Source organism: Sphingobium sp. Z007 (assembly GCF_900013425.1).
Lineage (GTDB): Bacteria > Pseudomonadota > Alphaproteobacteria > Sphingomonadales > Sphingomonadaceae > Sphingobium.
The window spans coordinates 97,461-111,205 of sequence record NZ_FBXK01000001.1; the positions used below are offsets into that span (position 1 = coordinate 97,461).

Annotated in this window: 14 protein-coding genes; 8 read left to right on the forward strand and 6 right to left on the reverse strand. The window is 64.4% G+C overall.

The window, feature by feature from the left end; all coding sequences use genetic code 11:
- Positions 1–160: 160 nt before the first annotated feature.
- The 6 genes from CEQ44_RS00460 to CEQ44_RS00485 all read left to right on the forward strand — a co-directional run bounded on the left by CEQ44_RS00460 (position 161) and on the right by CEQ44_RS00485 (position 7,210).
- The gene (locus tag CEQ44_RS00460; protein ID WP_088185303.1) at positions 161–1,018 is read left to right on the forward strand and encodes a GNAT family N-acetyltransferase; all 858 of its coding nucleotides are present in this window, start codon (positions 161–163) and stop codon (positions 1,016–1,018) included.
- On the forward strand, positions 1,015–2,478 hold the full coding sequence (locus tag CEQ44_RS00465; protein WP_088190060.1) for an NAD-dependent succinate-semialdehyde dehydrogenase: 1,464 nt from the start codon (positions 1,015–1,017) through the stop codon (positions 2,476–2,478). Before CEQ44_RS00460 ends, CEQ44_RS00465 begins: the two co-directional genes overlap by 4 nt.
- Positions 2,479–2,572: 94 nt before the next feature.
- Positions 2,573–3,643 (forward strand): tartrate dehydrogenase, encoded by a 1,071-nt coding sequence (locus tag CEQ44_RS00470; protein WP_140419351.1) that lies wholly within the window; start codon positions 2,573–2,575, stop codon positions 3,641–3,643.
- A 388-nt stretch (positions 3,644–4,031) separates the two neighbouring features.
- Positions 4,032–5,420, forward strand: a complete 1,389-nt coding sequence (locus CEQ44_RS00475; protein ID WP_088184601.1) for an aspartate aminotransferase family protein — start codon at positions 4,032–4,034, stop codon at positions 5,418–5,420.
- Positions 5,421–5,439: 19 nt separating this feature from the next.
- The gene (locus CEQ44_RS00480; protein ID WP_066609125.1) at positions 5,440–5,934 is read left to right on the forward strand and encodes an Lrp/AsnC family transcriptional regulator; all 495 of its coding nucleotides are present in this window, start codon (positions 5,440–5,442) and stop codon (positions 5,932–5,934) included.
- Between the two features lie 121 nt (positions 5,935–6,055).
- Positions 6,056–7,210 carry a M20 aminoacylase family protein gene (locus tag CEQ44_RS00485; protein ID WP_088184600.1) on the forward strand — a complete coding sequence of 385 codons (1,155 nt, stop codon included), beginning with the start codon at positions 6,056–6,058 and terminating at the stop codon, positions 7,208–7,210.
- Positions 7,211–7,431: 221 nt separating this feature from the next.
- Here CEQ44_RS00485 and CEQ44_RS00490 read toward each other — a convergent pair whose 3' ends face one another.
- Genes CEQ44_RS00490 through CEQ44_RS00510 form a run of 5 tightly spaced genes read right to left on the reverse strand, consistent with a single transcriptional unit; the run spans position 7,432 to position 11,409 of the window.
- The gene (locus CEQ44_RS00490; protein ID WP_088184599.1) at positions 7,432–8,394 is read right to left on the reverse strand and encodes a copper resistance protein B; all 963 of its coding nucleotides are present in this window, start codon (positions 8,392–8,394) and stop codon (positions 7,432–7,434) included.
- A complete protein-coding gene (locus CEQ44_RS00495; RefSeq protein ID WP_088184598.1) occupies positions 8,391–10,130 on the reverse strand; it encodes a copper resistance system multicopper oxidase in 1,740 nt (579 codons plus the stop codon). Before CEQ44_RS00495 ends, CEQ44_RS00490 begins: the two co-directional genes overlap by 4 nt.
- Positions 10,131–10,154: 24 nt before the next feature.
- Positions 10,155–10,718 carry an RNA polymerase sigma factor gene (locus CEQ44_RS00500; RefSeq protein ID WP_254913905.1) on the reverse strand — a complete coding sequence of 188 codons (564 nt, stop codon included), beginning with the start codon at positions 10,716–10,718 and terminating at the stop codon, positions 10,155–10,157.
- Entirely contained in the window at positions 10,715–11,152 is a 438-nt protein-coding gene (locus CEQ44_RS00505) for a periplasmic heavy metal sensor (protein WP_088184597.1), read from the reverse strand. The genes CEQ44_RS00500 and CEQ44_RS00505 overlap by 4 nt, the downstream gene beginning before the upstream one ends.
- Complete coding sequence (locus CEQ44_RS00510) at positions 11,149–11,409, reverse strand: hypothetical protein (RefSeq protein ID WP_088184608.1); 261 nt, start codon at positions 11,407–11,409, stop codon at positions 11,149–11,151. The genes CEQ44_RS00505 and CEQ44_RS00510 overlap by 4 nt, the downstream gene beginning before the upstream one ends.
- A 141-nt stretch (positions 11,410–11,550) precedes the next feature.
- Here CEQ44_RS00510 and copC point away from each other — a divergent pair, with 141 nt between their 5' ends.
- Together copC and copD are read left to right on the forward strand one after the other, a co-directional pair.
- Positions 11,551–11,922, forward strand: a complete 372-nt coding sequence (gene copC / locus CEQ44_RS00515) for a copper homeostasis periplasmic binding protein CopC (protein WP_088184596.1) — start codon at positions 11,551–11,553, stop codon at positions 11,920–11,922.
- Between the two features lie 6 nt (positions 11,923–11,928).
- Positions 11,929–12,792: a copper homeostasis membrane protein CopD gene (gene copD, locus CEQ44_RS00520; protein ID WP_088184595.1), complete on the forward strand. Its 864-nt coding sequence runs from the start codon at positions 11,929–11,931 to the stop codon at positions 12,790–12,792.
- Positions 12,793–12,913: 121 nt separating this feature from the next.
- Here the strand turns inward: copD and CEQ44_RS00525 are convergent, their stop codons facing one another.
- Positions 12,914–13,639, reverse strand: coding sequence for a cupin domain-containing protein (locus tag CEQ44_RS00525; RefSeq protein ID WP_088184594.1), 726 nt, complete (start codon positions 13,637–13,639; stop codon positions 12,914–12,916).
- Positions 13,640–13,745 lie beyond the last annotated feature (106 nt).

A 13,745-nucleotide genomic window follows, 5' to 3' on the forward strand; every position in this document is an offset into this window, starting at 1 on the left:
GTCACGGCATTTGTTGCAGTGGCAGGGGAAAATGTGCGCGATAATCTTCCAAAATCAGGGCGAAGGCAGCAGCCAATGCTTGGCGCGCCCTCCTAATGTCCGGCCACTGATTCCGAATAGAGGCAGGCGGGCGTCCCTTTCCCGCCAAGGAGCAAGACGCATGGCGACCGGCATAGAGGCGATGGTGGACCTGCGGCGGATGACCGTCGAGGATCTGGCCGCCGCCCATACCCTATCGAGCGAACAAAAATGGCCGCATCGCATCGAGGATTGGGAGATGCTGTTCGGGCTGGGCTTTGGCTATGTTGTTGAGCGTGATGGTGCAGTCATAGGGACGGCCATGGCCTGGCTCTATGGCGCGGATGCCGCAACGCTGGGGATGGTGATCGTGTCGCCCCAAGCGCAGGGCATGGGGCTGGGCCGCCGGTTGATGGAGGCGGTGCTGGGCGATCTGGGCGACCGCACAGTGCTGCTGAACGCGACGGATGAGGGCGCGCCGCTCTATCGCAAGCTGGGGTTCGAACCCATCGGTCCGGTGTTCCAGCATCAGGGCGCCGCCTTTGCCGTGCCGATGGCGGAGTTGATCCCCGACGAGCGGGTGCGGCCATTGGGCGTGAAGGACATGGGCACATTGCATGACCTGGCGCGGCGCGCGACGGGGATGGACCGCGACGCGCTGCTCGACGCGCTGGTGCCAGGCGCGCAGGGCGTGGTGCTGACGCGCCGCAACGAGCCGGTGGGCTTCGCGCTGTTCCGCCGCTTTGGGCGCGGCTATGTCGTCGGGCCGACGATCGCGCCGGACACGGGCGGGGCGAAGGCGCTGATTTCCCATTGGCTGGGGTCCAATAGCGGCATGTTCTGCCGGTTGGACATACCCAAAGAAAGCGGGCTTGGCGGCTGGCTCGATGAACTGGGCCTGCCTTGTGTCGGCCGGGTGGTGCGCATGGTGCGCGGGCTGCAACCGACGATCGATCCTTCGGTCACGACCTTCTCTCTTACCACACAGGCGCTCGGATGACCCTCACTCTCCATAATCCCGCCCTTTTCATCCAACAGGCCTTTATTGGCGGCGACTGGGTCGGTGCGGCGTCCGGCGCGACCGTGCCGGTCGATAATCCCGCCACCGGGGCGATAATCGGCGCCGTGCCCGATTGTGGCGAGGCCGATACGCTGGCGGCGATCGCAGCGGCGGAGGTGGCTTTCCCGGCGTGGAAGGCGCGGACGGCGGCCGATCGCGCGGCCGTGCTGGAGCGCTGGCACGCGCTGGTGCTGGCCAATGTGAGCGATCTGGGCCGGATCATGACTGCCGAGCAGGGCAAGCCGATCGCGGAGGCCGAGGGCGAAATTCGCTATGCCGCCAGCTTCATCAAATGGTTCGCCGAGGAAGGCCGCCGCGTCGATGGCGGCATCGTCCCCGCGCCAGAGGCCAATCGCCGCATATTGGTGATGAAGGAGCCGGTAGGCGTTTCGGCGGCGATCACGCCGTGGAATTTCCCCGCCGCGATGATTACACGCAAATGCGCACCCGCGTTGGCTGCGGGTTGCCCGGTGGTGGTCAAGCCTTCCGAACTGACGCCGTTCAGCGCGCTGGCGCTGGCGAAGCTGGCGCAGGAAGCGGGTTTTCCGGCGGGCGTGTTCAATATCGTCACGGGTATGCCGAGCGCGATCGGCGGGGCGCTGACCGCCAGTCCGGTGGTGCGCAAATTGTCCTTCACCGGGTCGACGCGGGTGGGCGCGCTACTGATGCGGCAATGTGCGGACACGATCAAGCGGGTGAGCTTCGAGCTGGGTGGCAATGCGCCGCTGATCGTGTTCGACGACGCCGATATCGACATTGCCGTCGCAAGCGCGATGGTCAGCAAGTTCCGCAATGCGGGGCAGACCTGTGTATGCGCCAATCGGATATTAGTGCAGGACAGCGTCTATGACCAGTTCGCCGAGAAGCTGGCCAAGGCCGTGTCCGCGCTGAATGTCGCGCCGGGCGACATGCCGGGCAGCACGATCGGGCCGCTGATCAACGTGGCCGCCGCGCAGAAGGTGCAGGCGCATGTCGAGGATGCGCTGGCGCATGGGGCGACTTTGTTCGCGCAGGCGCCGGAGGGGGCAACGGGCGATCGGTTTGCGACGCCGGTGGTCCTGACAGGGGCCACGCGGGATATGCGGTTGGCGCAGGAAGAGACGTTCGGGCCGGTCGCGCCCTTGTTCCGCTTCACCCATGAAGAGGAAGGGATCGAACTGGCCAACGCCACCAGCTATGGCCTGGCCGCCTATTTCTATACCGAAAATCTGCATCGCGCCTTTCGCGTGGCGGAGCGGCTGGAGGCGGGGATGGTCGCGCTCAACAGCGGGGCGATCGCGATGGAGGTCGCGCCGTTCGGTGGGGTGAAGATGTCGGGCCTGGGCCGCGAGGGCGCGCATGCGGGGATCGAGGAATATCTGGAGACCAAGGCGTTCCATATCGCGGGGCTGAAGCTGTAATTGCCCCTTTTCATCCGTTCGCGCTGACCCTGTCTAAGCGCTTTTCTCGCAAGACGTAGAGGGCTTCGACAGGCTCAGCCCGAACGGGAGATTTATGGTGCGTCATTACAATATCTCCGTCATTCCCGGCGACGGGATCGGCAAGGAAGTCATGCCGGAAGGTATTCGCGTGCTGGAGCGCGCGGCGAGCCTTTATGGGTTCGGCATTACGCAGACATGGCAGGATTTCGCCTGTTGCGATTACTACGCCAAGCATGGCCAGATGATGCCCGACGACTGGAAGGACCGGATCGGCAAACCCGATGCGATCTTCTTTGGCGCGGTCGGTTGGCCCGATACGGTGCCGGATCATGTGTCGCTGTGGGGATCGCTGCTCCAGTTCCGGCGCGAATATGACCAATATGTCAATCTGCGCCCCGTCAGGCTGATGCCCGGCGTGCCGTGTCCGCTGGTCGGGCGCGAGCCGGGCGACATTGATTTCTGGGTCGTGCGCGAGAATACGGAAGGAGAATATAGTTCGGTCGGCGGCAAGATGTTCCCCGGCACCGATCGCGAGATCGTGATCCAGGAGACCGTGATGACGCGGCATGGCACTGACCGGGTGCTGCGCTATGCGTTCGACCTGGCCGCGACGCGGACGCGCAAGCATGTCACGTCGGCGACCAAGTCCAACGGCATCGCCATCACCATGCCCTGGTGGGACGAACGGGTGGTAGAGATGGCCAAAAACTATCCGACCGTCACCCATGACAAATATCATATCGACATTTTGACCGCGCAGTTCGTGCTGAACCCCGACCGGTTCGACGTAGTGGTGGCGTCCAACCTGTTCGGCGACATATTGTCCGATCTTGGCCCGGCCTGCACCGGGACGATCGGCGTGGCGCCGTCGGGTAATATCAACCCGGACGGGACGCATCCGTCGCTGTTCGAGCCGGTCCATGGCTCCGCGCCCGATATTGCAGGTTTGGGAGTGGCCAATCCGGTCGGGCAAATTTGGTCGGCGGCGATGATGCTGGAGCATCTGGGCGAGGCGGATGCCGCCGCCGCCATCATGCGCGCGGTGGAGACGGTGCTGGCGGAACCGGGCCTGCGGACTGGCGACCTGAAGGGCAAGGCGACCACCGAGCAATGCGGGAAGGCGATTGCCGACGCGCTGGCGTGAATAGGAAAATCGCGGCTTAACTTCGCATATTTCCCGCCGATCACGACATTTTGTTGCATCGGCCTGATCCTATCCGAAAGCGGAAGGGATCGGGTCGGCAGCGCCCCGGACGGTAGTTTCGCCTGAGCCGACTGCCCTTTAAGGACGTTAGCGTGTGCCCGCGTAAGCGGGGAATCGATCAGACCGCGGGACTGGGTTCCCGCCTGCGCGGGAACACTGCACTTAGGTAACTTAGGTAGCACATCAGCCACCTTGTAGGACAGCAGCAGATTATGCTGCGTTGGTTTGCGATAACAGCGGGCGACAGTGCCTATTCACCCCATATCGGGCTTTCGCTCCGCGGCATAAGGATAGGCTGACCCGAGACCAACAATGGCGAGCCCCCTTGATGACGCTGCATTCCAACCGATCCCTGCTGGACATCGACCGCGATCACCTGATCCATCCCGTAACCTCGTTTCGGGGGCATGAGGCGCGCGGCGCGACGCTGCTGGAAAGCGGCAAGGGCATGTGGCTGAAGGATATGGAGGGCCGGGAACTGCTCGACGCCTTTGCCGGGCTATGGTGCGTCAATGTCGGCTATGGTCAAGACAGCATCGCCGAGGTGGCGGCCGAGCAGATGCGGCGGTTGCCCTATGCGACGGGCTATTTCCATTTCGGCAGCGAGCCGGCGGTGCGGCTGGCCCAACGCCTGGTGGACTTAAGCCCCGAAGGGCTGGACCATGTCTATTTCACGCTGGGCGGATCGGATGCGGTGGACAGCGCGATCCGCTATATCACCCATTATTATAACGCGATCGGCAAGCCGGAAAAGAAGCAGTTCATCGCGCTGGAGCGCGGCTATCATGGGTCGAGCAGCACGGGCGCGGGGCTGACGGCGCTGGCCAATTTCCATCGCGGGTTCGACCTGCCGCTGCGCTGGCAGCATCATATCGCGTCGCCCTACCCCTATCGCAGCGATTTGGAGGGCGACGATGCCGCCATCATCGCGCGGTCGGTGCAGGAATTGAAGGACAAGGTGGCGCAGCTAGGCGCGGATAATGTCGCTGCGTTCTTCTGCGAGCCGATCCAGGGATCGGGCGGCGTGATCGTGCCGCCGGTCGGCTGGCTGAAGGCCATGCGCGAAACATGCACGCAGCTAGATATCCTGTTCGTCACCGATGAGGTCATCACCGGCTTTGGCCGCACCGGGCCGATGTTCGCGTGCGAAGCGGAGGGGGTGACGCCGGACCTGATGACGTTGGCCAAGGGGCTGACCGCCGGTTATGTGCCGATGGGCGCGTTGCTGATGTCGGGCAAAATCTATGAGGGGATCGCCGACGGCGCGGCGCCCGAACTCGCGATCGGCCATGGTGCGACCTATTCGGGGCATCCGGTGAGTGCGGCGGTGGGGCTGGAAGTGCTGCGCCTCTATACCGATGGCGGCATATTGGCGAACGGGCAGAAGGTCGCGGCGCGCTTCGACGCTGGGCTGGCTGGCCTCGCCGATCATCCGATGGTGGGCGACACGCGCGGACGGGGCCTGCTGGGCGCGATCGAGTTGGTCTCGGACAAGGGCCGCAAGGCGCGGTTCGACCCGGGGCTCAAACTGGCCGACCGGCTGTTCGCCAAAGCCTATGACAATGGCGTCATCTTCCGCGCGTTCGCCGACAATATTATCGGCCTGGCGCCTGCATTGTGTGCCACCGACGGGGAGATGGACGAGATATTCGCCCGCATCGCCAAGACGCTGGACGATATGCTGGAAGAAGCGGATATTCGCGCGGCGCTGGGATAAGAAACGGGGAGCAAGGCATATGTTGGGCGGACCCAGACTGGACAGGATCGACCTGAAAATCCTGACGCAGCTTCAGCAGTCGGGCCGGATCACCAATGTCGAGTTGGCCGACGCCGTCGGCCTGTCCCCCAGCCCCTGCCTGACGCGGGTCAAACGGCTGGAGAAAGCCGGTTACATCACTGGCTATGGCGCGCATATCAACCTGCACAAGCTGGGCGAATATCTGACCGTCTTTACCGAAGTGACGTTGACCGAGCACCGGGCGGGCGATTTTTCCCGGTTCGAGACGCGCATCCGCAAGCTGGACGAGATCGTCGAGTGCCATCTGGTGAGCGGCGGATATGATTATCTGCTGAAATTCGTGACGCGCGGCGTGGGCCATTATCAGTCGATCATTGAGGGGATGCTGGAGAGCGATTACGGCATCGAGAAATATTTCAGCTATGTCGTGATCAAGTCGCCCTTCATCAAACATCATTATCCGATCCAGCATCTGTTTGGGGAACAGCGTTAGGATCGTAGTGGCGCCTTTGTGTAGCGTTCCCCGGCAAAGGCCGGGGTACAGTTCGACCGTTTGATCTGGACTCCGGCCTTCGCCGGGGAACGGAATGGAATACAGGAACTCAGTTTTTGCCATGACCGACATCACCGACCTGATCGAACCGCTGATCGCATTCCGCCGCGATATTCATGCCCATCCCGAACTGGGTTTTTGCGAGCATCGCACCGCAGGCCGCATTGCCGAGCAATTGCGGGCGCTGGGGCTGGAGGTGCATGAGGGGATCGGGCGGACCGGCGTGGTCGGCGTGTTGCGCAACGGCACGTCGGGGCGCAGCATCGGGTTGCGCGCGGACATGGATGCGCTGCCGATCCATGAGCAGACCAACCTGCCCTATGCCAGCACGACGCCGGGGTCTTTCCATGGCTGTGGTCATGACGGGCATGTCGCCATGCTGCTGGGCGCGGCGCAGCATTTGAGCCGCAGCCGGAATTTCGATGGGACGGTGAATTTCTTCTTCCAACCCGCCGAGGAAGGCCAGGGCGGCGCGCGCGAGATGGTCAATGAGGGATTGTTCGAACGTTTTCCATGCGACCGCGTGTTCGGGCTGCATAATTGGCCCGACCTGCCCGCCGGTACGATCGCGACGCGGCCCGGCCCGATCATGGGCGCGGCGGATAAGTTCGAGATCCAGCTGGAGGGGCGCGGTGGCCATGCGGCGATCCCGCAGGATACGCCCGACGCGATTTTTGCTGCAGCAGCATTGGTGCAGCAATTAAATGCCATCGTGTCGCGCCGGATTGCGCCGACGGCGTCCGCGGTGCTGTCTATCACGCAGATCCATGGCGGGCATACGCATAATGTGATCCCCGAATTGGTGACGGTTTCAGGGACTGTGCGGACGTTCGATCCGAAGGTGCAGGACCGGATCGAAGCGTCCATTCGCGAGATTGCGGCCGGAGTAGCGATGGCGAACGAATTGACCGCGGTTGTAGATTATCAGCGCTATTATCCCGCGACGATCAATGATGCGGAGGCGGCGCAGGAAGCACTGGACGCGGCGGCAACTGTGGGGGTGGCGCAACTGGCGCCCGATCCGGCTTTCACTTCGGAGGATTTCGCCTTCATGCTGCAGGCGTGCAAGGGCGCCTATATCTGGCTGGGGCAGGCGAAGGCGGAAGGCTCCGCGCCGCTGCACAATCCGCATTATGATTTCAACGACGATGTGCTGGGGCTGGGTATCAAGCTGCATGTCGCGCTGGCGGAGCGGCATTTGCGGTTGCGCGATTGAAGCGCCGCCTGTTCCCGCACATGCGGGAACAGGCGGGGGCACTGTTTAGAGCGTGACGAAATTGAGGTGACCCAACCCCGTTCGTGCTGGGTAGCGTCTGAGCCAAGTCGATGCTGTTCAAGTATCGAAGCATCAGGCGCGGTGCATAATCCTTCGCTACGCCACTTCGACAAGCCCAGTGGCTACTTAGGACGAACGGTTATAGCGAGTGTCATCATGGGTTAGAACCAGAAGCGGATGCCCATCACCAGGCTGGTGGCCGACACCCCCTTCCCCGCGGCGCGGGCGTAACGGGCGGTATCGCCAAGGCTGCGTTCCCAATGGACGCCGATATAGGGTGCAAATTCGCGGGCCAATTCGTAGCGCAGGCGCAGGCCGAGTTCGATGGTGGACAGGCCGGATCCGATGCCGAGTTCGGCCACGTCCTGCGCGGCGATATTCACTTCGGCGGCGGGTTGCAGGATAAGGCGCTGGGTGATGCGCTGGTCGTAGCTGCCCTCGACCCGGACATGGGCGTCGCCCTTGTCGGAGAGGAAGGCCTGCGCCTCAACTTCGAACCAATAGGGGGCGAGGCCTTCGATGCCGATCGTGGCATAGGTGCGCTGGGGTTGCGGGCGGAAATCCTGGCGGACGCCCGCGACGAGATTCCACCAAGGGTCGATCGCGCGACTGTAGAGCGCCTGGAGTTCGGCGCTTTCGAGCGGGCCGCCGACTTCGCCCTCCCCTTCCGACTTGATGGCGAGGCGATCGATGTCGCCGCCGATCCAGCCTTCGCCTTCCCAGGCGTAGCCGTCCGCCCCCTTTTGCGCGCGATATTCCAGGCGGTCGATCATGAGTTGGGAGAAGGTCATCCCGCCGCTTTCCTTGAGCATCGCGGCGCGGGCGCGGGCCATGGTGGCAGGATCGTACAAGGCATCGGCGGCGTGATCGGTCGGGACCGGGGGAGCGACGCCTTTGGGCACGCCATCGTCCGATGCGGGCATGGTGTGGCCGGCGTGTGGATCGGCCGGTTCCGCTGGCGCGGGAGCGGCATGGCCGGCGTGTGGATCGGCGGGTTCGGCTGGCTCTGGTGCTGCTTTCGCCTGCGGCATTTGATGGGCGCCATGGTCCATCTGGCTATGGTCTTGCGCGATTGCTTGCGTTGCGATGCCAGCGAGCAGGGCGGCGGCGAGCAGGCGCTTCATGCTGCGTCCTCCGCGGGGCGGACGGTGACGACGCGCATCATCCCTGTGTGCATGTGCATCAGCATATGACAGTGAAAGGCCCAGTCGCCCAGGGCATCGGCGGTGAGGTCGAAGCTGATCTTGCCGCCGGGCAGGACGTTGACCGTATGCTTGCGCGGATTGTGGGTGGGATCATCGCCGGTCAGCAATTGGAAGAAATGACCATGGATATGGATGGGGTGCGGCATCATCGTGTCGTTGATGAGGGTGATGCGGACCCGCTCATTGTGGCGGAAGGCGATGGGGTCCGCGCCGTCGGACAGCTTCACCCCGTCGAAGGACCACATATAGCGTTCCATGTTCGCGGTCAGGTGGATGTCGACCGATCGGGTGGGCGTGCGGATGTCCTGATTGGGTTCGAGCGCGCGCAGATCGGCGTAGGTAAGAACGCGATGGTCGACATCCTCCAGACCCGTCGGCCGGTCGGCAGTGCGATCGGCGGGCATGGAGGATAGCGTTGCGACGCCCGGTCCCATCGGGACTTCGGGGGCGACCGACGGGTCGAGCATTTTCATGCTATGGCCCGACATGCTGTCATTGGCGGGCTTGCTCAAATCGATCACGCCCCCCTGCCCCATATCCATACCCGCCATGTCCATGCCCATGTCCTTCATGGTGAGCAGCGGGCGCTGGCGAAGGTTGGGGATCGGCGCGACCATGCCGAGTTGCGGGGCGAGCGTGGCGCGGACCTGGCCGGAGCGATCGATAGCTTCGGCGATCAGGGCGTAGGCTTTGGCTTCGGTCGGCTGGACGATCACGTCATAGGTTTCGGCGATGCCGATCTGAAACTCGTCGGTGTCGACCGGCTGAACATGCTGGCCGTCGCACTGGACCACGGCCATGGGCAGGCCGGGGAGGCGGACGTTGAAATTGGTCATGGCCGAGGCGTTGATGATCCGCAGGCGGACGCGCTCGCCGGGGGTAAAAAGCCCGGTCCAGTTTTCGGGCGTGCCATGACCGTTGATGAGGAAGCTGTAGGTGGAACCGGTGACGTCGGAAATGTCGGTGGGGTCCATGCGCATCTTGCCCCAGTCGATGCGGTCCTTGAGGCTTTGGTCCTTGCCCGCGAGCAGGCCGGCGAGCGTCTGGCGCTGAAAATTATGGTATCCGCCCATTTGTTTCAGGCGCTTAAGCAGGACATGCGGATGGACCGGCGACCAGTCGGCCAGGACGATCACATGCTCGCGCGTGGCCGGCACCGGATCGACGCCGGCGGGGTCGATGACGATCGGGCCATAATGGCCCATCGCCTCCTGCATGCCCGAATGGCTGTGATACCAATAGGTGCCCGACTGGCGGATGGGAAAGTCATAGGTGAAGGTTTCGCCCGGACCGATGCCGGGGAAGCTGACGCCAGGCACGCCGTCCATCTGGAAGGGGACGATCAGGCCGTGCCAGTGGATCGAGGTGTCTTCTTTCAGGGTGTTGGTGACGGCAAGCTGGACGCGCTGGCCTTCGCGCAGGCGAATGAGCGGCGCGGGGACGGTGCCGTTGATCGTGATCGCATGGGCCGAGCGGCCGCCGGTGCCGAAATGGCTTTCGCCCACGCTGAGTGCGATGCGGTCGCCCGACAGGATGCCCGGTGCGGGGCGCAGGCCGGGCGTGCCGCTTTGCGCCCAGGCGGGAAAGGCCCCAGCGAGCGTCAGGGCAGCAGCGCTTTTGAACAGGGTGCGGCGATCAAGGGAAAGGTCGTTCATGCCCCTTCATACGTGAATGGCGCGCTAATCCCTCAAAATTTCGGCCAGTTTGGCGCGGGCGCGGTAGAGGCGGGTTTCCACGGCCTTTTCGCTGATACCCAGCACCTGCGCGGTATCCGCCTGGCGCATCTGCTCGATCGTGCGCAGGAGGAGGACGTCCTTGAGATTGGCGGGCAGCGACGCGATGGCGGCATGGATGCGGGCGAGTTCGCGGCGCGAGTGGAGCGCCTGTTCGGGCGTGGCGTCGAGGGCGGCGATGTCGCGCGCGTCGTCGATGGGTCTGGCGAAGGTGAAGAAGCGCCGCACCGTGCGGCGGCGCGCCCAATCGCGGCATTTATTAAGCGCGATGCGGGCGATCCAGACGCGGAACGGGCGGTCGCCATCATAGCGGGCGAGCGCGGCGAAGGCGGCGACGAAACTTTCCTGAGTGAGGTCGAGCGCTTCGTCCCCATCGCCGACATGACCGCGCACCAGCCGATAGACGGCGTCGCGATGCCGCGCCATCAGCGCGCCATAGGCCGATTGCTGCCCGGCCAGGGCGCGGGCGGCAAGGGTCCGGTCGTCCGGTTCGGGCGCCGCGGCCGTCACCGGGCGGGCTGGGTCAGCGCCTTGACGATGGCGGCGTCGAACTGCGCCGCCTGGTCGGGCCGCAGCACGCCGCGCATCGCAAAGATGTGCTGGAGCGTTTCCTTTTGCAGTTGGCCCATGACATGGTGCGAGCGATCGACCGCTTCGGCCACTTTGGGGCCATAGCCATGTTCGGCGGCGATTGCGGTGGCGAGCCGTTCATTGTCGGCGCGCATGGCCGCCTCCAGCGCTTCGTGGCGTGAGGCGAAGGCGGTTTCCAGAGCATGGATGCGCTTTTCCTGGGTCGCGTCGAGTGTCAGTTTTTCATGCAACAGGGCATGAACTTCGCTTTCCACACGCGGCGCAGGCGCGAGCCAGGTGCGCGCGACCAGCACGGCCGCCAGCGCGGCGGCGAAGGCGACCAGCGCAACCAGCGCATAGCGGCGGATCGTCATTGGCCGAGCAGGCGCGAAGGGGCATAGTCAGACATGCCGAGTGGCAGCGGCGCGGCCTGCGCAGGCGCGGTTGGCAGGATGCTGCCGACCCAGCCGATGCCAACCGCCAGCAGGCCCGCCAGCATCAGGCTGCGCCGGGCGGTCATCTGCTCGCGCCGCCGGCCAAGCCCGGCGATCACGGCCGCGTCCATGTCCGCCAGCCGCGCATCGACAGGCATCGCCCGCGCCGTCGCCAGCAACTGATCCAGATCGGTCATCATCATCTCCATCCTCAGTCCCGCATACGCGCGGCGGACGTGCATCCCTCAGCGGATGAGGCGGAAATTATGCGCATGGGGCGAGGGGTCCGGCAAGTCCATGCGTAATGGCCCCTGACACCCCCTGTTGGAGACATTGCCATGAACCGCTATTTCCTGACTGCCGCCGCTTTCGCGCTGGCGCTGCCCGGCGTCGCGAGCGCACATAATAAGCTGGTGGCGTCCACGCCGGCCGCCAATGCGACCGTGGCCAAGCCGACCAAGCTGACCCTGACCTTTTCCGAAACCTTCCTGGCGCCGATGAGCGGCGTGGAACTGGTGATGACCGGGATGCCGGGCATGAGCGACCATCCGGTGATGCCGATCAAGGGCTTCAAGACCAGCGTTGAAGGCAAGACCATGACGCTGACCTTCCCCCGCGCGCTGCCCGCCGGCAGCTATGACCTGAAATGGCATATCGTCGGCGCGGACCAGCATAGGATGGAAGGCGGCTACAGCTTCAAGGTCAAGTAACCCGTCATGATCGAGGGGGCGTTGATCGGGGCGCGCTTTGCGCTGATGATCGACCTCGCCCTGCTCATGGGCCTGCCGCTGTTCTGGTGGGTGATGGGCATGGCGGGTCGGCGCGGTGTGCTGGTCGCGTTGGCGCTGGGCGGCATGGCGCTGTCCGCGCTCTGGCTGATGGCGAGCGTGGCGGCGATGACCGGCAACCCGATCACGTCCGCCGATTGGCGAACGGCCGTCATATTGCTCACCATGACGCCGATCGGGCCGGTGTTGGCGGTGCGCTATGGTGCGCTGCTGCTGGCGATTGTGTTCGCGTCCGCGAATTGCCCTCGCCTGACTTTGATCCCCGCTGCCGTCGCGGCGGCGACGCTGGCGTGGACCGGCCATGCGGGAGCGACCGAGGATATCGCCGGGACCGTGCATCGCGTCGCCGATGTCGCCCATATCTGGGCGGCCGCGGGATGGATCGGGGCGCTGGTGGTGCTGTGCCATGCCGTGCTGACGCTACGGCCTGCGACGGCCGAGGTGCAGCATATCGCCACGATGCTGTCGCGCTTTGCGTTGATGGGGACGCTGGTCGTTGCGACCTTGGTCGTGAGCGGCGGCATCAACGGTGTGATGATCGTCGGGCTGGCGCAGCTCCCGGATCTGGCGGACAGCCTTTATGGATGGCTGCTGGGCGCGAAGCTGGCGCTGTTTGGACTGATGCTGGGGCTGGCGGCGCTCAATCGCTGGCACCTGACGCCGCTGCTGGAGAGCGGGACGCCGCAGCGCGCGATCGCGCATCTGCGGCTGTCGCTGCTGGCGGAAACCAGCGCGGCTATCGCCATTATCGGGATGGTAGCCTGGCTGGGGACGCTCGATCCCTTCGCTTGAAAGCCCGTTTGTTTCGAGCCGACTGCCTGCCAAGGCGGGCGCTCAGGACACGCCAAGGTCGAGAAACGCTGACACAGCGCCTGTCGCTTCTCGACTTCGCTCGAAGCGAACGGGTGGGAGTTCAGGCCGGGCGGTAGATACAATAGACTTTCTTCACATCGACCTGGCTGTCCCAGCTGCAACTGGCGCCCTGCTGCACCAAGAAGATGTCGCCCTTGGCAAATGTGCCTTCCGTGCCAGCTTCGTCGATGAAGGTCACGCTGCCGTCGAGCAGGTACATGAGTTCATAATGGCGATAGACCATGGCGCGGCGGTAGTAAGGCGTCGAATCCCAGGTGCCGACCATATACTCGCCGTCCGCCGATTTATAATCGCCATGGTTGCGGCATTGCGGGGTCGGGCCGACCAGCAGTTCGGCGAGCGGCGCGCCCGACGGTTCGAGCGGGGCGTTGGTGTCAACCGGGATGATCGCGCCGTCGCCGGCGGGGCCACCGGTGCGACGCATAAAGAGCAGGCGGCTATCGGTATCGGTCGACCAGGTGAAGGCCGCGCCGTCGCGCAGCAGGAGGCTGTCGCCTTCGGTGAGCGTCACGGTCTTGCCTGCCTGTTCGATGCGGACCGCGCCGGATTCCACGATGATGAATTCTTCGGCAGTGAGGGCGGCGACGGTCCCCGCGCCCTTCGGCAAGGCGATGAGGCCGACGCTGATCGGCCCCTCCGCCAGTGACAGGTCGGCGCGGGCGGTCAAAAAGGGATCGGCCGACGGTGCGGCGGGATGTGCGCCGGATGCCCAGGCGCGCAGGTCGATGAAGGAACGGGTGCGGGTTTGACTTGCGGTGCTGGTCATGCCGGCCTTCTGTGGAGAGAATAGACGGCGGCAGGATATGCCGATGCGCGCGGCACTATGCTCCAAACGGCAGTGCCGGACCGTGTGCCCTGCCGTTTGGCGCGGG